This is a genomic window from Actinoplanes sp. L3-i22 (assembly GCF_019704555.1).
GTDB lineage: Bacteria > Actinomycetota > Actinomycetes > Mycobacteriales > Micromonosporaceae > Actinoplanes.
The window spans coordinates 10,598,849-10,619,009 of sequence record NZ_AP024745.1 but is presented as its reverse complement, the minus strand read 5'-3'; the positions used below and the strand labels follow the sequence as shown (position 1 = coordinate 10,619,009).

13 protein-coding genes are annotated in these 20,161 nt (G+C 71.2%); 7 read left to right on the top strand and 6 right to left on the bottom strand.

The window, feature by feature from the left end; all coding sequences use genetic code 11:
- Window positions 1–42: 42 nt before the first annotated feature.
- Window positions 43–4,173 carry a HEAT repeat domain-containing protein gene (locus L3i22_RS46970; RefSeq protein WP_221323881.1) on the top strand — a complete coding sequence of 1,377 codons (4,131 nt, stop codon included), beginning with the start codon at window positions 43–45 and terminating at the stop codon, window positions 4,171–4,173.
- On the opposite strand, the gene L3i22_RS46965 is transcribed toward L3i22_RS46970, so the two are convergent.
- The 4 genes from L3i22_RS46965 to L3i22_RS46950 form a co-directional block, all read right to left on the bottom strand.
- Complete coding sequence (locus L3i22_RS46965; protein ID WP_221323880.1) at window positions 4,142–5,137, bottom strand: SCO2522 family protein; 996 nt, start codon at window positions 5,135–5,137, stop codon at window positions 4,142–4,144. The genes L3i22_RS46970 and L3i22_RS46965 overlap by 32 nt on opposite strands.
- A complete protein-coding gene (locus tag L3i22_RS46960) occupies window positions 5,134–6,051 on the bottom strand; it encodes an SCO2523 family variant P-loop protein (protein WP_221323879.1) in 918 nt (305 codons plus the stop codon). The genes L3i22_RS46965 and L3i22_RS46960 overlap by 4 nt, the downstream gene beginning before the upstream one ends.
- Complete coding sequence (locus L3i22_RS46955) at window positions 6,051–7,961, bottom strand: SCO2524 family protein (RefSeq protein ID WP_221323878.1); 1,911 nt, start codon at window positions 7,959–7,961, stop codon at window positions 6,051–6,053. The genes L3i22_RS46960 and L3i22_RS46955 overlap by 1 nt, the downstream gene beginning before the upstream one ends.
- A gap of 309 nt (window positions 7,962–8,270) precedes the next feature.
- Window positions 8,271–9,482 carry a DUF349 domain-containing protein gene (locus L3i22_RS46950; protein WP_221323877.1) on the bottom strand — a complete coding sequence of 404 codons (1,212 nt, stop codon included), beginning with the start codon at window positions 9,480–9,482 and terminating at the stop codon, window positions 8,271–8,273.
- A gap of 179 nt (window positions 9,483–9,661) precedes the next feature.
- On the opposite strand from L3i22_RS46950, the gene miaA reads away from it, so the two are divergent.
- The 4 genes from miaA to L3i22_RS46930 all read left to right on the top strand — a co-directional run bounded on the left by miaA (window position 9,662) and on the right by L3i22_RS46930 (window position 13,918).
- On the top strand, window positions 9,662–10,573 hold the full coding sequence (miaA, locus tag L3i22_RS46945) for a tRNA (adenosine(37)-N6)-dimethylallyltransferase MiaA (protein ID WP_255657680.1): 912 nt from the start codon (window positions 9,662–9,664) through the stop codon (window positions 10,571–10,573).
- An 8-nt stretch (window positions 10,574–10,581) separates the two neighbouring features.
- Complete coding sequence (dapF, locus tag L3i22_RS46940; protein WP_221323876.1) at window positions 10,582–11,430, top strand: diaminopimelate epimerase; 849 nt, start codon at window positions 10,582–10,584, stop codon at window positions 11,428–11,430.
- A complete protein-coding gene (locus L3i22_RS46935) occupies window positions 11,430–12,152 on the top strand; it encodes a glycerophosphodiester phosphodiesterase family protein (RefSeq protein ID WP_221323875.1) in 723 nt (240 codons plus the stop codon). Before dapF ends, L3i22_RS46935 begins: the two co-directional genes overlap by 1 nt.
- A gap of 602 nt (window positions 12,153–12,754) precedes the next feature.
- The gene (locus L3i22_RS46930) at window positions 12,755–13,918 is read left to right on the top strand and encodes an IS30 family transposase (protein WP_370644578.1); all 1,164 of its coding nucleotides are present in this window, start codon (window positions 12,755–12,757) and stop codon (window positions 13,916–13,918) included.
- Window positions 13,919–14,470: 552 nt separating this feature from the next.
- Here L3i22_RS46930 and L3i22_RS46925 read toward each other — a convergent pair.
- Window positions 14,471–15,931: an NAD-dependent malic enzyme gene (locus tag L3i22_RS46925; RefSeq protein WP_221323873.1), complete on the bottom strand. Its 1,461-nt coding sequence runs from the start codon at window positions 15,929–15,931 to the stop codon at window positions 14,471–14,473.
- A gap of 152 nt (window positions 15,932–16,083) precedes the next feature.
- On the opposite strand from L3i22_RS46925, the gene hflX reads away from it, so the two are divergent.
- Both hflX and L3i22_RS46915 read left to right on the top strand, forming a co-directional pair.
- Entirely contained in the window at window positions 16,084–17,493 is a 1,410-nt protein-coding gene (gene hflX, locus L3i22_RS46920; protein WP_221323872.1) for a GTPase HflX, read from the top strand.
- Between the two features lie 103 nt (window positions 17,494–17,596).
- Window positions 17,597–19,258 (top strand): hypothetical protein, encoded by a 1,662-nt coding sequence (locus L3i22_RS46915; protein WP_221323871.1) that lies wholly within the window; start codon window positions 17,597–17,599, stop codon window positions 19,256–19,258.
- A 121-nt stretch (window positions 19,259–19,379) separates the two neighbouring features.
- Here the strand turns inward: L3i22_RS46915 and lexA are convergent, their stop codons facing one another.
- Window positions 19,380–20,099, bottom strand: a complete 720-nt coding sequence (lexA, locus tag L3i22_RS46910) for a transcriptional repressor LexA (RefSeq protein ID WP_255658779.1) — start codon at window positions 20,097–20,099, stop codon at window positions 19,380–19,382.
- Between the last annotated feature and the right edge of the window lie 62 nt (window positions 20,100–20,161).

The window sequence follows — 20,161 nt, the reverse complement described above, 5'->3', positions numbered from 1 at the left end:
CGCTCCGACGACGGCAAGCCGCTCCGGCGAGGGGAGAAGCGCTTGACCGAGGCTTACATCTCCGCCACGTTCGAGGACCTGCGGGAGTGTCGCGAGGCCGTCCGGGGTGCGCTCGAACTCTTCGGCCTGCCCTTCCGGACCATGGAGAGGTACGTCGCCGGCGCGACCGCCCCGCTGGCCCGCTGCATCGCCGACGTCGAGGCGTGCGACATCTACATCGGCGTCTTCGCCTGGCGGTACGGCTACACCCCGCCCAAGCAGTCCAAGTCCATCACCCACCTGGAATACCAGCAGGCGGTCGCGAAGGGCAAGGACTGCCTGATCTTCCTGCACGATCCGGAAGCGCCCTGGCCGGTCAAGTTCGTCGACCGCGGGGAGAAGTCGAAGCAGGTGGACGCGCTGCGCAAGGTGCTCCAGACCGAGCATCTGTGCAGCTTCTTCAGCTCGCCCGAGCACCTCGCGCTGCTGGTCTACGGCGCCGTGCACAAGCTGCTGGAGCGCCGCGCCCACGACGAGGGCCAGCTCTCCGCCGGCCCGGCCACCCCCGGCCTGAGCGCCGTCGCGATCGAGCACTACTTCGAGCGCCTCCGCCAGCAGTACGGCGGCCTCGACCTGCTGAACCTGTCCCAGCAGCAGCTGGGCACCCAGCTCATCGACGTCTTCGTGGAGCCGCACGCCCGCGCCGACCAGCCCCCGGAGCTCGGCCGGAGCCCGCGCGGCGACGACGCCGAGCGCCTGGACCACGCGGCCCTGCCGATGTCCTGGCCCGGGCAGCCGGTCTTCGACGTGCTCTGCGAGCGCCGCCGGCAGCGGTTCGTGCTGGTCGGTGACGCCGGCTCGGGCAAGTCGGCGGTGGTCCGCTACCTGATCCTGGCCCTCGCCCGGGCGCACGCCGACGAGCACCTGGCGGCCCTCGCCGATCACCTGCCGATCCTGATCGAGCTGCGGTCGTACGCGGGGGCGGTCGCCGCCGGGCAGGTCCGCAATTTCCGGGAGTACCTGAACTACCGCGCCGCCAGCGACGGCTACCAGGAGGAGCCGGACGGGCTGAGCCTGCTCCTGGCCCGCGGCGACCCGGCGGTGGTGGTCTTCGACGGGCTGGACGAGATCCTCGACCGGCGGGTCCGGGAGGAGACCGCGGGCCAGATCGCCGCGTTCGCGGAGACCTGCGGCAACGCCCGCGTCGTGGTGACCACCCGCCCCGCGGAGTACAACCGGCGCGCCCTGTCCGCGGCCGGGTTCGCCCACCACACGCTGCAGCGGTTCGCGCCGGAGCAGACCGCCGAGTTCCTGAACCGGTGGTACCAGGCGGTCTCCGAGAGCGACGCGACGGTCCGCCGCGACCTCGTCCTCGGCGTCATCCTCCGCTCGCCGGAGCTCACCGAGCTGGCCGGCAACCCGATGCTGCTGAGCATCCTCGCCGCCATCGGCCGGCACCGGATGCTGCCGAAACAGCGCTGGCGGCTCTACGAGCAGGTGGCCGTCACGCTCGTCGACAGCTGGGACGACAGCCGGATGGTGGACTCGCCCGCGGTCGCGCACTTCCTCGACGCGGAGGAGAAGCACGAGCTGCTGCGCGGCCTCGCCTTCGACATGATGTCCGGCCGGCTCGGGACGCACGGCGACCACGTCGGCGGTGAGCAGCTCAAACAGATCTTCACCCGGCACCTCGAACAGCACGGCTCGGGCTGGGCCGAGGCGAAGGCGTCCGCCCTCCAGGCCATCGAGCAGCTGCAGAAACGCAGCTTCGTGCTCGGCCGCGCGGGCCGTTCCGACTACCGCTTCGTGCACCGGACGTTCCTGGAGTTCTACTGCGCCTGGTCGATCGTCGAGCGGTTCGAGCGGCGGGACTCGTCGTTCGACGAGATCAAGGCGCTGTTCCGGGAGCGCTGGGCCGACCCGGGCTGGCGCGAGACCCTGCGCCTGGTCGCCGGCAAGCTGCGGCTGCCGCTCGCCGTCGAGCTGGTCGAGCTGCTGGTCACCGAGGTCAACGCGAACTGGCACCTGGATCCGCCGCCGGAGCCGCCGTGGAACGTCGCGCTCGCCGTGCAGTGCCTGGCCGGCGTCCACCCGATCGCCGACGCCGGGCGCGCCACCGGCCTGGTGCTGCGCGAGGTCGGGCGGCTGCTCGAACACTGCGCCGCGGCGCCCGCCGAGGCCGGCCCGGAGTACACCGACCTGCTCGTCGACGAGCTGGTGCCGGCGATCGAGGCGATCGGGCCGAACTGGCCGGACCGGCAGACCTACCTGGAGTGGTACCGCCGCGAGTGGGCGCGGATCGTGGCCAACCCGGCGGCCGTCGCCGCGGCCCGGATCGCGGCGATCCTGGCCCGGCCCACCGACCGGCTGGAGGCCGTCCTCGAGGCCCAGCTGGGCGGGGCCGACCTGCGGATCGTCTGCGCCGCGGCGGCCGGCCTCGGCGAGATGGCGCAGCAGGCGGTGCGGCGGGAGGCCACCGAGCGGGGCCGCGCCCGGCTGCAGCCGCTGCTGCGGGTGGCCCACGACGGCCCGGCCGTCGTCCGGCTCGCCTCGGTGCAGGCCCTGGCGCCGCTGGCCGCGGTCTACCCGGAGGCCCGGGACGCGGTGCTGGCGGCCGCCACCGGGGACGCCAACTCCACGGTGCGGCTCTCGGCCGTCCGGATCCTGGGCGACCGGCTGCGCTCCGAGCCGGGCGTCGAGTCGGTGCTGCTCGAGTCCCGCCGCAGCGACGACCACCCCGCGGTCCGGGCCGGCGCGGTCCGGGTGCTGGCCCGCAACCGGCAGCTCTCGGCGGCGGTGGAGGAGGCGCTGATGGACGCGTGCCGGAACGATCCGGCCTCCGAGGTGCTGGAGGCGGCGGCCGGCGTGCTGCTGCCCCGGGCGGAGAGCGACGCCGAGGTCCGCGACGTCCTGCTGAGCCGGATGCGCGTCGACCGCGAGCCGAGCGTCCGCCGCAGCGCGGTCCGCCTGCTCGGCCGCAGCGGGCTGGAGGAGGCCCTGCTGGAACGGATCCGCACGGAGACCGACGGCGTGGTGGTCCGGGAGGCCGCCGTGGCCCTCGCCGTCCGTGGCCCCCGGCCCCGGGAGCGGGCCTGGGACGCCCTCACCAGCCGGCTGCTCAACGAGCCCGACGAGGTGATGCGCCAGGGCGTGGTGCGGACGCTCAGCCGGGTCTTCCCGACCCATCCGCGCCTGGAGGCCGCGCTCGTCGCGGCCACCGTCGAGACCGAGCCGACCGCGGTACGTCTTGCCGCGCTGAGCGGACTGGCCGAGCTTCCGGTCACCTCGCCCCGGCGGGAGCTGCTGATCCGGCTGGCCGGCGCGGACGCGACCCCGTCGGTCCGGCAGGCCGCCGTCGGCGCGCTCTCCGCGGACCGGTCCGAGCCCGCGGCCCGGGCCCTGCTCGCGACCGCCGTCGACGACGCGGACACCGAGATCCGGACGGCCGCCCTGCGCGGGCTCTGCGGCCGGACCCTGGACGCCGCACACGGCGGCGCGCTGGTCGCGCTCACCGGGGAGGGGCATCACCCGGAGGTCCGGCTGGCGGCGCTCCAGGTGCTGATCGGAGACTGCCCCACCGGGGTCGACCTGGCCACCGTCCTGCTGGACCGGATCGCCCACGACAACGTGGCGACGGTGTTCGCCGCCGCCGCGAGCGCCGCGGCGGCGGTCGCCGACCCGGACACCGCGGTGCCGCTCTGGACCATGATCGCCGAGCGGGCCGGCACGGCCCGGAGCCCGGAGATCCGGACCGCGGCGGTGGAGCTGATCGGTACGGGCGCGGACCTGAAGATCGCCGGTGAGGTGTTCCGGGACCGGATCCGGCTCGACAACGACCCGGGCGTGATCACCGCGGCCGCCACGGCGTCCGCCGCCCTGCCGGACGACGGCACGCGTGACGACCTGCTGGTCCGGCTCGCTGACCCGGACCCGGCGATCCAGCAGGTGGTGATCCGGGCCCTGGCCGGGTGGCTGACCGAGGACGACGTGCGCGGTGAGGTGCTGCAGCGGGCGCGCACGGCCGAGGCGCACGAGGTCCGCCGCGCGGCGGTGGAGATCCTCGAGCCGGTGACGCACCTGGACGACGTCCGGGAGACGCTGATCGACTGCACCGAGGACGAGAGCTTCGCGGTGAGCAGCGCGGCGGACGCGCTGCTCCGCCTCAACGGTCGGTGGCCGGAGCCCAATCGTTGATGAACGCGTAGTCGACCCGGTCGAGGATGTCCGGCGGGAGGGCGATGCTCTCCTTGAGGGCCCGCTCGTTCAGGTCCTCCATGATCAGCGGATCGACCCCGACCTGGTGCAGCACGGTCCGGGCGGCCATCTCGACCTCCATGAACCGGGTCGGCAGGATGGAGAAGCTCCGGTACGCGCAGAACGCGTTCTTGGTGTCGGTCAGCTTGATCACCGGCGGCAGCTCGGACCAGTCGCTGGGGTAGTCGCCCGACACCCGCTCCGGCTTGGTGAGCTGCTGCTCGGTCGGCCGGAGCAGGCCGAGCCGCAGCAGCTGCCAGACCGAGGCGAGGAAGGAGCAGGACCACAGGTTGTCCCGGATCTGCACGTCCATGAAGATGGAGTGCCGGTTCGCCGCGGTCTGCTCGGGGCTGCGCCACCCCTCGTCGGTCATGGCCGGGGCGGCCGCCGGGTCGTAGGAGCGCCGCCCGTTCGCCAGCCAGCCGCTCTCCTTGACCGTCGGCCGGCTCCCGTTCGCACCGGGCAGCGCCTCCGGCACGATGCTGTCGAAGACCTGCTGGGCCAGGTGGGTCGCGCCGAACTCGGCGCAGCTCGACTCCCGGGCGATGTAGTCGATCTGCAGCCCGCTCTTGGACGCCGCGCCGACCACCTTGTTGATGATCACGCCGGGCTCGTCCAGCCGGCTGAAGTAGTCGTCGATCAGGAAGCAGGTGCTGATCCGTGGGTTGGTGGTGCCCCACCGGCCCATCGACTCGATCGCCTTGACCCAGAGCGATACGCTGCTGAAATACTCGGCGAGGCGGCTTTCGCTGTCCGCGACCTGGAGGTCCTCCATGTAGAGGTGCCCCAGCTCGAGCGAGACGTGCGAAAGCCCGACGGATGGTGCCGAACGCTCGGCCGCCGACTCTCGGTAGACCGTCGCGCGCTTCCGGTCCGTGGTCTGGCGGTGCAGGGCTACCGTCATAGGGTCTCCCAAGCTGAGTCGTCGACGAGACGTCTCGCCAGCGAGTCGAAGGCGTTCCGGGTCGCTTGGTTCGCGACTCCGGCCACCACGTCCTTGTCAGTGATCAACTGTTCCTGCCATTGCAGCATGGGATCCAGAGGAACGGTCCCTAATACCAGATTTTTGCCGACTTGGTGGTCTCCGGCCAGTCGAGTGAGGCGCCGATTGCACTCATCGAGCCAAACGCCCTGTTTCGCGGTGAGTCCGCTCTGCGCCGAGGGCGTCGGATCGATCACCGCGGTACGGACATACCGGAGATTATTGGCGAATTCCCCTAGGTCGTGCCCCTCCTTCACCGCGGTGGCGAGAAGACCGCGTGGCCCGTTGACGAGTCCGCCGGCCGCGACCACGTGCTGCCGGGTCCACCGGTGGAACACCAACCAGCGACTGGTGATGTTGCGCATCTCCGGCATCGCGGTCACCTTCAGCACCATCTCGACGGCCAGGTTCCGGCCGGCGCTGAGGTCGACCATGCAGAGGTCGAACTCCTCGTTGAGCCGGATGAACAGGTTCAGGCACTGGTCCACCAGGTCGCCGCGCTTCGGGAAGTCACCGCTGCCCACGTCACCCGGAAGGAGGACCAGCCGGCCGGTGTTGGTCTGCCCGTCCCGGATCGCCCGCCGGTCCGTCGACGTCCAGATGTCGATGCGCTCCGGCTCCTCCACCTCCTTGAGCAGGAAGCGGTACATCCCGGAGCCGCTCTGCGTGCCGTTCTCCGCCTTCTCGATGCCGAAGATGGCGCCGGCGGTCGGGGAGCCGAAGTCGAAGTCGAGGTAGCAGACGTCGTTGCCCTGCAGGGCGCTGCGGTACAGCAGGTTGCTGCTCGTCACCGACCGGCCGGTGCCGCCTTTGTCGGACGCGGCGAAAACGAACATCAGACCGCCGTACTCTCGTTCTGGCGAACGGCGTCGAGGCCGTCGAGCTCCATCAGGATCCAGTTCACCAGGGCGGTCGCGGCTCCCGGCCGGGAGCGGGCGATGGCCCGGGCTCGTTCGAGCTTGTCCTGGATCTCGGTCAAGACGTCCATCACCTCGAGGCTGGCTTCGGCGGATCCCCGCATGCGTTCCATGTCGTACAGGTGCTCGGCCTCGTGCAGCAGGTCGTAGGCGCGAACCACGAGCCGATCGTTGACCAGCGGCTCCTGGCTCAGCAGGTTCGCCGTGCTGATCAGGCCGACCACCACTCGTTCGGTGTAGTACCACGAGGGCTCTTCGTGATCACTGAGCTCCTCGAACACGTTGGACGGCTGGTCCCACAGTCTCCTGTGGAGCTTCCCCTCGAGCCGGCGGCGAGCGAGATGATCCCACACCCGGTCCGCCAGGCGCAGCAGGATCGCGCGTTCCTCGACATCGCTCAGCAGACCGGCGATCACGACACAGCGCTGGAGCAGCAGGGTGGCGAACTCACCGACGAACCAGCTCGCCCGCGTGTCGTCGGGCGAGTCGACGGCGCTGCCCTCCAGGTTGACCTCCAGACCCGGATGGTGCAGCCGGATGCCGGTGTCCTCGGCTCGGTGCTTGCGGGTCACCCGGCTCTCGTTCGCGAGGTCGGTGAGCACGGCGCCGATCCGGGCGAGGCGGGTGTCCGAGCCGCGCTTACGGACCAGGTCCTTCACCACGATCGAGGTCACCAGCAGGGTGTAGTACTCACTGCGGAGGCCGTCGGTGGTCTGCCACGGCGGGTCCTCGAGCGGCCAGCTCGGCCCGCCGCCGAACGTCGCCACCGTGGCCCAGTAGGTCAGGGTCAGATCCCAGCGCAGCTGAAGCGCACGGGAGAGGCGCTGCTGCTCCTCGTTGAGCAGACCCAGGACCCGGGTCCGTTCGGAGAAGAGGTCCTCGATCGCGTCGATGGCGACCACGGTGAAGTACAGGTACGGCTTGTTCTCCGCGATGCCTTCCGGCTGGGGACCGATCTCCTCCCGGTCCTCGGCCTCCACGATGACGGCCTTGCCGGTCGTCGACGCGGCGCTCGAGTCCTTGTACTCCAGCTCGACGGTCGGGGCGTTCTTGACGATGCCCCAGGACCAGCCACACTCGAAGAGCGCGTTGGCGCTCTCCAGGTTCTCCGTCTGGCCGGACCCGATCAGCACCTCACCGAACGACGCGATCGTCTCCTGCAACGCCGTCCGGAACTGGTTGACCACCGTCTTGGACGGCACCCCGGACCGGTTGATGGTCTGCAGCAGGATCTTCCCCGGAGCGTCGTCCGACTCGAAGACGTGGGTGGAGAAGCTGCGCAGCAGGCCGACCATGGCGGCGGTCAGCCGCGCGCTGGCGAGTCGCTCCAGGTTCCGCAGCTCGCGGCGCAGGTTCGTCTTGGTCACCGACTGCCGGAAGATCCGGACGAAACCGATGGACGCCAGCGACAGGGTCACCGAGATGGCGAACGAGTCCACGATGTCGCGGCCCAGCTGTTCATCGGCCAGCTTGTCGTCGCCGGGGGCCCGGAAGTAACTGCCACCCGAGAAGACCGGCCGATTGCCGTTCTCCGCGTCCAGGTAGCGGTTGAAGTAGTCGGTCGCGATCCGGATCAGGTGCATCGGGATCGTCTTCTCGTCACCGAGCGGCCGGAGCGCGTCGAGCATCGCGTCGTCCGTGGCGTTCGGACGGTCCAGCGCGAACGGTGTCACCTGGGTGGCGGGTAGCAGGATGCACAGCAGCTGCTCCGCGTCGCTGATGGAGTTGGAGCCGTCGCGCCCGCCCCAGTGCCACTCACCGTCGCGCCATGAACTCTCGACGGTGGCGCGCCAGGTCTCCAGCAGATGCTGCCGTGGTTCGATCCTCACCGGTGCACACCACCATCTCTGCAGACGGGCCCCTAGGGCGCTTGATGCTCACGCATCCCCGGTCGCACCGAGAAGCCTCGGGGCGCCCGGCATGCGGTGGAACGAGGTCAGCAGGCCATCTGTGATGATCAATGGCTGTGCCGACCGGCTGCCTTCTCCCATGATGTCGCACCCGTCAAGGTATCAACCACGCGGGCGCTCCAAAGTAGCGCCACTAGCGGGAGAAAGTCGATTTGACCCTCCAAAGGAGAGTGAAAAAAGTGGGGCGACGGACCAATGGTCCGTCGCCCCACTCGGAAAGTACCGGTGTCAGCTGGCCTGTTCGGCCAGAGCGAGGAACTGCTTCTTCGAGGCGAGCGCCTGCTCGGCCTCCTTGATCCGGCGGCTGTCGCCGGCCGCCTGGGCGCGGGCCAGCCGCTGCTCGGCCTCGGCGACCTGGTCGCGCATCTGGCGCAGCAGCGGGTTGTCCTGCGGGGCGGTCTTGCGCCACGCCGAGTCCATCGCGAGCCGGATCCGGTCCTCGGCGGCCCGCCACCGGCGGTCCAGCCCGGCGGTGGCCTCGCGCGGCACCCGGCCGGCGTCGTGCCAGGCGGCCTGCGCGTCCCGGAGCTTGTTCTGCGCGCCGCGGGCATCCGCGTCGACGTCGATCGCCTCGAGCTCGGCCAGGATCGCCTGCTTGCGCTCCAGGTTGCCCTGGTACTCCGCGTCGCGGGCGGAGAAGACCTCGCTGCGCCGGGTGAAGAACGCGTCCTGAGCGGCCCGGAAACGCTCCCAGAGGCGCTGCTCGGCCTCCTTGGCGGCGCGCGGCGCCGCCTTCCACTCGGTCATCAGCTCCTTGAGCCGGTTCGCCGTGCTGGACCACTCGTCCGAGCCGGAGAGCGCCTCGGCCTCGGTGACCAGGTCCTCCTTGGCGGTCTGGGCCTGCTTGCGCTGCCCGTCCAGGGTGGCGAAGTGCGCGCCCCGGCGCCGGGTGAAGCCGTCCCGGGCGGCGGCGAACCGCTTCCACAGCTCACCGTCGGTCTTCTTGTCGACGCCGCGGATCGTCTTCCACTCGTCGAGGATCTCCTTGAGCCGGTCGCCGGCCGTCTTCCACCCGGTGGCCTCGGCGGCGATCTTCTCCGCCTCCTCGACCAGGGCGGTCTTGCGGGCCAGCGCCTCGGTCCGGGCGACCTCGCGGGCCGCCTTCGCCTCGCCGGCCTTCTCGTCGGCGAGGGCGGCGAGCCGCTCCAGACGGTTGGTGAGACCGTCGATGTCGCCGACCACGTGCGCCTCGTCCAGCGTGGTGCGCAGGCGCTTGACGCTGCTCAGGGAGTGGGCGGCGTCCGCCACGCCGGACTTCAGACGAGCCTCGACCAGCTCGACCTCGGTCAGCAGGTCCTCGAAGCGCCGCGCGAAGTGGGCGAGGCCCTCCTCCGGCGTCCCGGCCTGCCACGAGCCGACCACCCGGTCGCCCTCGGCGGTCTTCACGTACACGGTGCCGTCGGCATCCACGCGCCCGAAGGCAGTCCAGTCGGTGTTCATGAGCTCATCCTCGTTCTCCCGGCGCCGCCGGACCACCCCGGCCCGCGGCCACCGCCATAGCGCAGTGGAATGCCAACCCTCTCAGGGGCATTCTTTCTCGCGCATTGTCACAGGTCCAACCCGGTCAGGGGAAAGCTCCCACCGACGACCGTGACACAACCTTGTCCTACGGTTGCTTTGTGCCGTCAAGTCCAAGTCCCCGCGTGGTCACCGTCGTCGGGCCGACAGCGGCCGGCAAGTCCGCCCTGAGCCTCGCTCTCGCCCGGGAACTGGGCGGTGAGGTGGTCAACGCCGACTCGATGCAGCTCTACCGCGGGATGGACATCGGGACCGCCAAACTGAGCGTGGCCGAGCGCGCCGGCGTGCCGCACCACCTGCTGGACATCTGGGACGTCACGGTCCCCGCGGCGGTCGCGGAATATCAGGCGCTGGCCCGGGCCGCGATCGACGACATCGCCGCCCGCGGCCTGGTTCCGCTGCTGGTCGGCGGCTCGGGGCTGTACATCCGGGCGGTTCTGGAGGAGTTCGAGTTCCCCGGCACCGACCCGGCGGTCCGGGCGCGTCTCGAGGCGGAACTGGCCGAGACCGGGCCGGCGCCGCTCTTCGCCCGGCTCGGCGAGCGCGACCCGGTCGCCGCCACCAAGATCCTGCCGTCGAACGGCCGCCGGATCGTCCGCGCCCTCGAGGTGATCGAGCTGACCGGGCAGCCGTTCACCGCGGCGCTGCCCGACCCGACCCCCTATTACGAGTCGGTGCAGATCGGGATCGACCGGGACGCCGCCGCGCTGGACGAGCGGATCGCGCTCCGGGTCGACCTGATGTGGGCGGCCGGGCTCCTGGACGAGGTCCGCGCCCTCGACGCGGCCGGCATCCGGGACGGGCGGACCGCCTCCCGGGCGCTCGGCTACCAGCAGGCGCTCGCCGAGCTGGACGGCGCGCTGACCGGCGAGGAGGCCCGGGCGGACACGGTACGGGGCACCCGCCGGTTCGTCCGGCGGCAGCGCTCCTGGTTCCGCCGCGACCCGAACATCACCTGGCTGGACGGCGCGGCGCCGACGCTCCTGGCCGACGCGCTGGCGGTTGCGGGATGATGGACCGCGTGTTCTTCACCAAGGGTCACGGCACCGCGAACGACTTCGTCATCCTCCCCGACCCCGACGGCGAGCTGGAGCTGACGCCGGCGCTGGTCGCCGCGCTCTGCGACCGGCGGCGCGGGATCGGCGGCGACGGCGTGCTGCGGGTGGTGCGCGCCGCGAAACACCCTGCGGCGGTCGAGCACGCCGCCGACGCCGAATGGTTCATGGACTACTGGAACAGCGACGGCTCGATCGCCGAGATGTGCGGCAACGGGGTCCGGGTCTTCGCCCGGTACCTGGTGGAGAACGGCCTGGCCACCGCCGGCCCTGCGGGCCTTCCGGTGGCCACCCGGGCCGGCGTCATGCTCGCCGTGGTCGAGGCCGACATCATCGCCGTACGGATGAGCACCCCCCGGGTGTACGCGGCGAGCACCGCCACGATCGGGGCGCTGACCGTCCCCGGGATCGCCGTCGACTGCGGCAACCCGCACCTGGTCTGCGGGCTGCACGACGGCGTCACGCTGGGCAGCCTCGACCTCACCACCGCGCCCGCGGTCGACAAGACCCTGTTCCGCGCCGGGGTGAACGTCGAGTTCGTCGAGCCGGCCGAGCCGCTGGACGGGCTGGACCTGCACGTCAGCATGCGGGTCCACGAGCGCGGCTCCGGCGAGACGATGTCCTGCGGCACCGGCGCGCTGGCGGTCGGCGCGGTCGCGCTGCGCGACGCCGGCCTGACCACCGGCTCGGTCGCGGTCGACGTGCTCGGCGGCCGGGTCGTGATCACCCGTGACGAGCCGGGCGCCTGGTGGCTGGCCGGCCCGGCGGTGCTGGTCGCCACCGGCGAGATCGACCTGGCGGGACTGGGCCACTGATGCTGCACCGCGTCGCCCACCGGGGTTACAGCACCGTCGCCCCGGAGAACACGCTGCCCGCACTGGTCGGCGCCGCCCGGGCCGGTGCCACGTTCGTCGAGTTCGACGTGCGGGCCACCGCGGACGGCGTGCCCGTGGTGATCCACGACCGGACCGTGGACCGCACCACCACCGGCACCGGCCGGGTCTGGGACCTGCGGGCCGACGAGATCGCCCGGCTGGACGCCGGCTCCTGGTTCGGCCCCGGGCACGCCGGGCTGCGGGTGCCGACGCTGGCCGAGGCGCTCGCCGCCCTCGAGCCGACCGGCGCCGAGCTGCTCCTGGAGATCAAGCCGCCGGCCACCCTCGACGAGGTGAAGGCGGTGATGGCCGCGCTCGCCGAGTACGACCTGCTGGACCGGACGGTGGTGCAGAGCTTCGACGCGGACGTGGTGCGCAAGGCCCGCCAGGTGGCGCCGGAAGTGCGACGGGGACTGCTGGTGTTCCGCTTCGACGCGGAGACGGTGGAGCTCTCCCGCGAACTCGGCATCACGTTCTGCAACCCGTCGGTCGAGGACGTGCTCGGCGGCGCGCCGACGATCGCCGCGCTGGCCGAGGTCGGCGTCGGCGTCCTGCCCTGGACCGCCAACGACATGACCCAGTGGCGCCCCCTGGCCGACGCGGGCGTAGCCGGCCTGATCACCGACTACGTCGGCGAACTAACCGGCTGGGCCGCCGCCTGACCCCCGTGGCTCCCGCCGCCACCCCAACCTCACCACACGCCCCGAACGCCCTGCTCCGCCCCGAACGCCCTGCTCCGCCCCGAACGCCCTGCTCCGCCCCGAACGCCCTGCCCCGCGCCGCATGCCGCGCCCCGCACTTACGCCACATACCCCGTGCCGCACGCTGTCCACTGCACGCCCTGAGCGCCGCGCCGCACGCCGTCCACCGCACGCCCCGCGCCGAATGCCCGCGCGTGCCGCGCCGCCGATCGCGTGCCGTGCGCCCCGGCCTCACGCCGCTCATGGCATGCGCCGCTTGCCGCTGACCGCTTGCCGCGCCGCTGCTCGCCTGGCGGTTGCCCGCCCTGACCGGCCGTTGCCGCCCGACGGTCGCCTGCCGCTCGGCGGGGCTTTCGTTCGCGCGGCGTTCGGCGGGGCTGAGTGGCGGGTGAGGGCCGGCTGGCCGGAGGGCAGGGCCGACTCGTCGCAGAGCAGGGCCCACCCTCCCCCTCAGTTCAAGCGGTCGTCGCAACGCCTGTTTGATCATGGGGTTGTGGATGTCAGGTGTGGACGGGCCGGTGGTGGGTCGTCGGGAGAAGTTCTTGGCGTTGTTGGCCGATGGTGTGGGTGTCAGTGCGGCGTGTCGGATGCTGGGGCTGAACCGCAAGACTGCCTATGCGTGGCGGCATCCGGGTTGGCGGCAGGCGAAGAAGGTTCGGGTTCGGGAGCGTCAGCGGTTGTGGCGTGAGCAGGACCGCGTTGCCGCGGCGGCGCGGGCGGCGGCGGTGTCGGGCCGGTATCTGTCGCAGCACGAGCGGGTCCGGATTGCTGACCTGGTCCGGGCCGGGGTCAGTCAGGCCGCGATCGCGGCCGGGCTGGGTCGCTCGCCGTCGACGATCAGCCGTAACCGGGACCCTGGTAGCGGCGACTACCACCCGTACGCCGCTCAGCAACACGCCGAACGGCGCCGGCCCCGGCCGAAGACGGCGAAACTGGCCGCTGACCCGGGCCTGAACGCCATCGTGCAGGCGATGCTGGACCGTAAACACAGCCCGCAGCAGATCAGCCGCCGGCTACGCCGTGACCATCCCCACCGGAGTGCGTGGCACGTGTCGCACGAAACGATCTACCAGGCCCTCTACGTCCAAGGCCGCGGCGAGTTACGCCGCGAGTTGACCGCCGCCCTGCGCACCGGCCGGACCGTGCGCAAACCCCGCCGCGACCCCGGGCAGCGGCAGTCCCGATTCACCCACCCGATGATCATGATCAGCGACCGGCCCGCCGAGGCCGACGACCGGGCCCTGCCCGGACACTGGGAAGGCGATCTGATCATCGGCGAACGCGGCCGGTCCGCGATCGGCACCCTGGTCGAACGAGCCACCCGCTACGTCCTGCTCGTCCACCTGGGCGCCGACCGATCCGCCGAACACGTCCGCGACGCCCTGCTCACCACCATCGCGACCCTGCCACAGCATCTGAAACAGTCACTGACCTGGGACCAGGGCGCCGAAATGGCGTTACACCACGAATTCACCCTGGCCAGCAACATGCCGGTCTACTTCTGCGACCCGCACAGCCCCTGGCAACGCGGCACCAACGAGAACACCAACGGCCTGCTCCGCCAGTACTTCCCCAAAGGCACCGACCTCACCCAACACACCCCGCAACACCTGGCCCACGTCGCCGCCGAACTCAACGCCCGCCCCCCGCATGACCTCGACTGGGACACCCCCGCCGAACGCCTGGCAAAATTCCTGGAAACCGACCGCGTTGCAACGACCCCTTGAAACCGCCCCCAGGGGGCCACCGCCTCTGCCGTAATTGTGGCGCGGGAATCCAAGATCATGCTTGGGGCCTGTGGATGAAGCGCTGGTGTGGACAACTCACGAAGATCGGGTTTTTGGGGTAACCGTGCCCAGCCACGGACGTCGCCCCGGAGGGCTTCGCGGTCTGGACGCGCCAGCGGCCAGCGAAGCCCGTAGGGGTCCCGGCGGGAGCGGCGGTCTGTACCCCAGCGGACGCACGACATGAAGATCTTGAAGTTGATCTTGATGTTCGGGGGCGCGACCCGAAGGCCGCACCCCGCGCCGACCATGCCGCTGCCGCTGCAGGCGCCGCCATCGCTGCGCTCGCTGTAGCAGCCACCGCATTCGCCGCAGCCGACGGCGACGCGCCTGGCGCCGCGCACGCCGCCGCCGCACCCCGCGCGTAGACGGAGCGCGCAGACGGAGCGCGCAGACGGAGCGTGCGGACGGAGCGCGCAGACGGAGCGTGCGGACGGAGCGCGTGGAGGGAATGGCCGAGCGCGTCAGAGGGGCGGCGGCGTCAAAAGGGGCAGATCAGAAAATTCCCTCGGGGGCCTTGTCGAGCTCGGACTCCGGGGTGGCAGCCGGATTGGCCGGCGCCGGCCCGCCGCGGACCACCGCGCGGATCGCCGCCGCCACCGCCGGGGTCACCCGTGGGTCGAACACGCTCGGGACGATCACCGTGGGGTTGAGCTTGTCCTCGCCCACCACGTCGGCGATCGCCCGGGCCGCGGCCAGCGCCATCTCCTCGGTGAACTCCTCGGCGCTGGCGTCCAGCATGCCGCGGAACACGCCGGGGAAGGCCAGCACGTTGTTGATCTGGTTGGGCTGGTCGGAGCGGCCGGTGGCGACGATCGCGGCGTGCTTGCGGGCCTCGCGCGGGTCGACCTCCGGGTCCGGGTTGGCCATCGCGAAGACGATCGACTTCTCGGCCATCTTGGCGATGTCGTCGCCGGTCAGCAGGTTCGGGGCGGAGACGCCGATGAAGACGTCCGCGCCGACGATCGCGCCGGGCAGGTCGCCGGCGTAGTTCGCCTTGTTGGTGTTTTCTGCCAGCCACTGCATCGACTCGTTCAGGTCGGGCATGCCGCGGTGCAGGGCGCCCTTCCGGTCGTACGCGATGATGTCGCCCACGCCCTGGCGCATCAGCAGCTTCATGATCGCCGTGCCGGCCGCGCCGGCGCCGGAGACCACCACGCGGACGTCCTCCATCCGCTTGCCGACCACCCGCAGCGCGTTGGTGAGCGCGGCGAGCACGCAGATCGCGGTGCCGTGCTGGTCGTCGTGGAAGACCGGGATGTCCAGCTCCTCGCGCAGCCGGGCCTCGATCTCGAAGCACCGCGGGGCGGCGATGTCCTCCAGGTTGATGCCGCCGTAGGCCGGGGCGATCGCCTTGACGATCTTGACGATCTCGTCGGTGTCCTGGGTGTCCAGGACCACCGGCCAGGCGTCCACGCCGCCGAACCGCTTGAACAGCGCGGCCTTGCCCTCCATCACCGGCATCGCCGCGGCCGGGCCGATGTTGCCCAGGCCGAGCACGGCCGAGCCGTCGCTGACGACGGCCACGGTGTTGCGCTTGATGGTCAGCCGCCGGGCGTCCGCCGGGTTCTCCGCGATCGCCATGCAGACCCGGGCCACCCCCGGCGTGTACGCCCGGGACAGCTCGTCCCGGTTGCGCAGCGCGACCTTCGAGTTGACCTCGATCTTGCCGCCCAGGTGCAGCAGGAAGGTCCGGTCGGAGACCTTCCGGACGTCGACGCCGTCCTGGTCCTCCAGCTGCTTGACGACCTGGTCGGCGTGACCGGAGTCGGCGGTGTCACAGGTGAGGTCGACGACCACGTGACTCGGGTCGGAGTCCACCACGTCCAGCGCCGTCACGATCGCTCCGGCCTCGCCGACGCAGGTGGTGAGCCGGCCGATGGACGAGGCGTCCGCGGTAACGGCGATGCGGATCGTGATAGAGAATCCTGCGCTCGGCAGGCGGGTGGTCACCACGGTGTTCCCTCCGACGTTGGTGGGGCTTGCAAAAACATTCTTGCTCGTACGGAATGTTCGATTCCCCCGCGGTGGTTACTTGTGAGTCAGCCCCGGTTATGTGGATGCGCTCGCCCGCGTGACGTGCCACGATCGGGCGTAGGAGGTCACTTTTGCGAAACACGTACCAGACACCCGTCCTTGACGAGCCGGATCTGACGACCGGCGATCTCGAGCTCGAGGAGCGGCACTCGCTCAGGCGGGTGGCCGGTCTCTCCACCGAGCTCACCGACATCACCGAGGTCGAGTACCGGCAGCTGCGACTGGAACGCGTCGTGCTGGTCGGCGTCTGGACCGAGGGCAGCGTCGGGGACGCGGAGAACTCGCTGGCCGAGCTCGCCGCCCTCGCCGAGACCGCCGGTTCCCAGGTCCTCGAGGGCCTGATCCAGCGGCGCAAGCAGCCGGACGCGGCCACCTTCATCGGCCGGGGCAAGGTCGACGAGCTACGTGACGTAGTTCTCAGCAGCGGCGCCGACACGGTCATCTGCGACGGCGAGCTCTCCCCGTCCCAGCTGCGCAAGCTGGAGCAGGAGATCAAGGTCAAGGTGGTCGACCGGACCGCCCTGATCCTGGACATCTTCGCCCAGCACGCGAAGAGCAAAGAGGGCAAGGCCCAGGTCGAGCTGGCCCAGCTGCAGTACCTGTTGCCACGACTGCGCGGCTGGGGTGACTCGCTCTCCCGGCAGGGCGGTGGCGCCGGCGGCTCCGGTGGTGGCGGCGTGGGCACGCGTGGCCCCGGTGAGACCAAGCTGGAGACCGACCGTCGCCGGATCAACCAGCGCATCACCAAGCTGCGCCGCGAGATCAAGGCGATGCGGACCGTCCGGGAGACCAAGCGTTCCCGGCGCCAGTCCAGCGGCACGCCCGCGGTGGCCATCGCGGGGTACACGAACGCCGGCAAGTCCAGCCTGCTCAACCGGCTGACCGAGGCCGGTGTCCTGGTGGAGAACGCGCTGTTCGCCACCCTGGACCCGACCACCCGGCGCACGTCCGCGGAGGACGGCCGGGTCTACACGCTCTCCGACACCGTCGGGTTCGTCCGGCACCTGCCGCACCAGATCGTCGAGGCGTTCCGCTCGACGCTGGAGGAGGTGGCCGAGGCCGACCTGCTGGTGCACGTCGTCGACGGCTCGCACCCGGACCCGGAGGGTCAGGTCAGCGCGGTCCGCGAGGTGCTCGGCGAGGTCGACGCGGATCAGGTCCCCGAGCTGCTGGTGATCAACAAGATGGACGCCGCCGACGAGGAGACCGTGCTGCGGCTCAAGCGCGCGTGGCCGGACGCGGTGTTCGTGTCGGCGCGCAGCGGGTCGGGCATCCAGGAGCTCCAGGCGGCCATCGCGGCGCGGCTGCCCCGGCCGGCCGTGGATCTGCGGATCCTGGTGCCGTACGACCGGGGTGATCTGGTCGCCCGGGTGCACCGGACCGGTCAGGTGCTGCAGTCCCGGCACCTGGACGACGGCACCGAGATGCAGGTCCGGGTCGGTGAGCACCTCGCGGCCGACCTGGAATCGTATCGTTGCTGAGAGTAACCTGTGGGTCGGTGCGAAAAAGGACACCTGGTGACCTTTGACCAGGGTTGATCCACGCGTTACACCGATGGGTGACGCCGCATGCGACACTGTGCGGATGCGGCGTCTCGTGTTCTCGATCGTGGTGGGCTTCGGCCTGGTGGCGATCGGTGGCACCGGCGCGTCGGCCGCTGACCCCACGCCTACGGCGACGGTCAGCGCGAAGGCGACGGCCGGTAAGAAGATTTGTCAGATCAAGGATCCCCTGTTGGACGAGATCTCCGGTCTCGTCGCGACAAAGACAGGGTTCATCGCGATCAACGACAGCACGGACGACAAGCGGAGGAAGATCTTCACCCTCGACACCAAGTGCGCGATCAAGAGCAAGATCGAGCTCGGCGGTTCGCGGGACACCGAAGACATGATCCTCTCGCCGGACGGCAAGACCTTGTGGATCGCCGACACCGGCGACAACGAGGTCCTCAAGGGCGGCGAGACCCGCACCAACGTCGGGCTCTGGACCGTGCCGATGACCGGTAAGCGGACCCCGGTCCTGCACCGGCTCAGCTACCCGGACGGGGACAAGCACGACGCCGAGGCGCTCCTGCTCGACGGTGACGGCCTGCCGATCATCGTGACCAAGGAGCTCGGCACCGCGCTCATCTACAAGCCGGCCGCCGCTCTCAAGAACAACAACGAGGTCGGCGTCCCGATGAAGAAGGTCGGCGAGCTGTCGCTGCCGGCCACCGAGACCGCCAGCAACGCGTTCGCCAAGATCTTCAACCGGGTGATCACCGGTGGGTCGGTCAACGCCGGCGGCACCAAGGTGGTGCTGCGGACGTACACCGACGCCTCCGAGTGGGACGTCTCGAACGGTGACGTGCTGGCCGCGTTGAAGACCAAGCCGCGGACCACCGGGCTGCCGGACGAGACGTTCGGCGAGGCGATCTCGTACAGCGCGGACGGCAAGACCTTCTACACCGTCTCCGACATGAACGGCGACCACGACACCGAGAACTGGATCCGGCAGTACGTGCCGGCCACCGAGGTCGCGGCCATCTCCAAGACGCAGGCCGGCGGCGCCGCCGACAAGTCCTGGTACTCGGACCTGAAGCTGGGCGACATCACCAAGATGGTCGGCGCGGTCGGCGTGCTCGGCTTCCTGCTGGTCGCGATCGGCGTGATCGGCATCGTCCGGTTCCGCAAGGCGCACCCGGCCGGGGTGAACGTCGACGACGGCCCCAGCGGCGGCATCGGCAAGGTGGACCCGTCGAGCGAGCTGATCGGGGTGGGCAGCGGTGGCGCCCCGCGCAACGCCGCCTACAACGGCGGCGCCGGCGGCGGAAACGGCCCGGTGTACGGCAAGCAGCCCCCCGCCGGACCGCAGCAGCGGCCCGGGGTCTACGGCGGCCAGGGTGGCGGCGGCGCGCAGTACGGCCGCCCCGCCGGTCCCGGTGGTGCGGGCGGTGGCCAGCAGCCCCGTGGCCCGCAGCAGCGCCCGCAGGGTCAGCAGCCGCCCGGTCCCCAGGGTCAGCCGCCGCGCGCCCCGCAGCAGCCGCCTCAGCGTGCCCCGCAGCCGCCCCGCAATCCCCAGCAGCCCCAGCGCGGTCCCGGGCCGCAGCAACAGCAGCCGCCCCGCGGTGGTGGTGGCGGCGGGGTCTACGGCGGTCAGCAGCCGCCCCGGCCTCCGCAGGGTGGTGGGCAGCAGCCCCGGCCCGGCAACTACGGGGGCGGACGCCCGCCCCAGGGCCGCGATCAGAACGGTTTCGACCGCCGCTGATCGGTGAACGAACAGATGAAGGCCGGTGTCCCCGTGTGGGGATGCCGGCCTTTCTGCTGTCCGCTGCGCCGCCCCGGGGCGTGGAGGCGGGACCCGGCTCCACGCCGTACCGAGGAAGGGTTTAGACCCGGCGCAGGACCGCGACCACCTTGCCCATGATGCTGGCGTCGTCGCCGGGGATCGGGTCGAAGGCCGGGTTGGCCGGCATCAGCCAGACGTGCCCGTCCCGCTGCCGGTAGCTCTTGACCGTGGCCTCGCCGTCGATCATCGCCGCGACGATGTCGCCGGCCTCGGCGGTGGGCTGCTGACGGACGACGACCCAGTCGCCGTTGCAGATCGCCGCGTCGATCATCGAGTCGCCCTTGACCTCGAGCATGAAGACCTCGCCCTCGCCGACGAGCTCGCGCGGCAGCGGGTAGAACTCGTCCACCGACTGCTCGGCGAGGATCGGGCCACCGGCGGCGATCCGGCCGATCAGCGGCACGTAGGCCGGCTGCGGCCGGGCCGCCCGCAGCGCCTCGTCGTCGACCAGCTCACCGGGGGAGCGGACGTCGACGGCGCGCGGCCGGTTCGGGTCGCGGCGCAGGTAGCCCTTGGTCTCCAGGGCCTTCAACTGGTACGCCACGCTGGACGGGGAGACCAGGCCGACGGCCTCGCCGATCTCCCGCACGCTGGGCGGGTAACCGTATTTCTCGCCCCATTCGCGGATGAACTCGAGGATCCGCCGCTGGCGGGTGGTGAGGTCGCTGGCGACCGGCTCGGTCAGGTTGCCGACCGGTGTGACCGACCGCAACTGCGGGGCGTCCGCGGAGCGGGCCCGGCTCGGCGTCCGGCGGCGCATGGCCGCGGCGGCGCCACCGGCGTCGGGCTTCCTGATCTGATCGTGCTGTCGGCTCGTGCGGT

Bases quoted from the DNA above. Each gene is read 5' to 3' on its own strand.
- L3i22_RS46965 (WP_221323880.1), bottom strand. From the start codon at position 5,137: ATGACGGTAGCCCTGCACCGCCAGACCACGGACCGGAAGCGCGCGACG.
- L3i22_RS46960 (WP_221323879.1), bottom strand. From the start codon at position 6,051: ATGTTCGTTTTCGCCGCGTCCGACAAAGGCGGCACCGGCCGGTCGGTG.
- L3i22_RS46950 (WP_221323877.1), bottom strand. From the start codon at position 9,482: ATGAACACCGACTGGACTGCCTTCGGGCGCGTGGATGCCGACGGCACC.
- L3i22_RS46935 (WP_221323875.1), top strand. From the start codon at position 11,430: ATGCTGCACCGCGTCGCCCACCGGGGTTACAGCACCGTCGCCCCGGAG.
- L3i22_RS46915 (WP_221323871.1), top strand. From the start codon at position 17,597: ATGCGGCGTCTCGTGTTCTCGATCGTGGTGGGCTTCGGCCTGGTGGCG.
- lexA (WP_255658779.1), bottom strand. From the start codon at position 20,099: ATGCGCCGCCGGACGCCGAGCCGGGCCCGCTCCGCGGACGCCCCGCAG.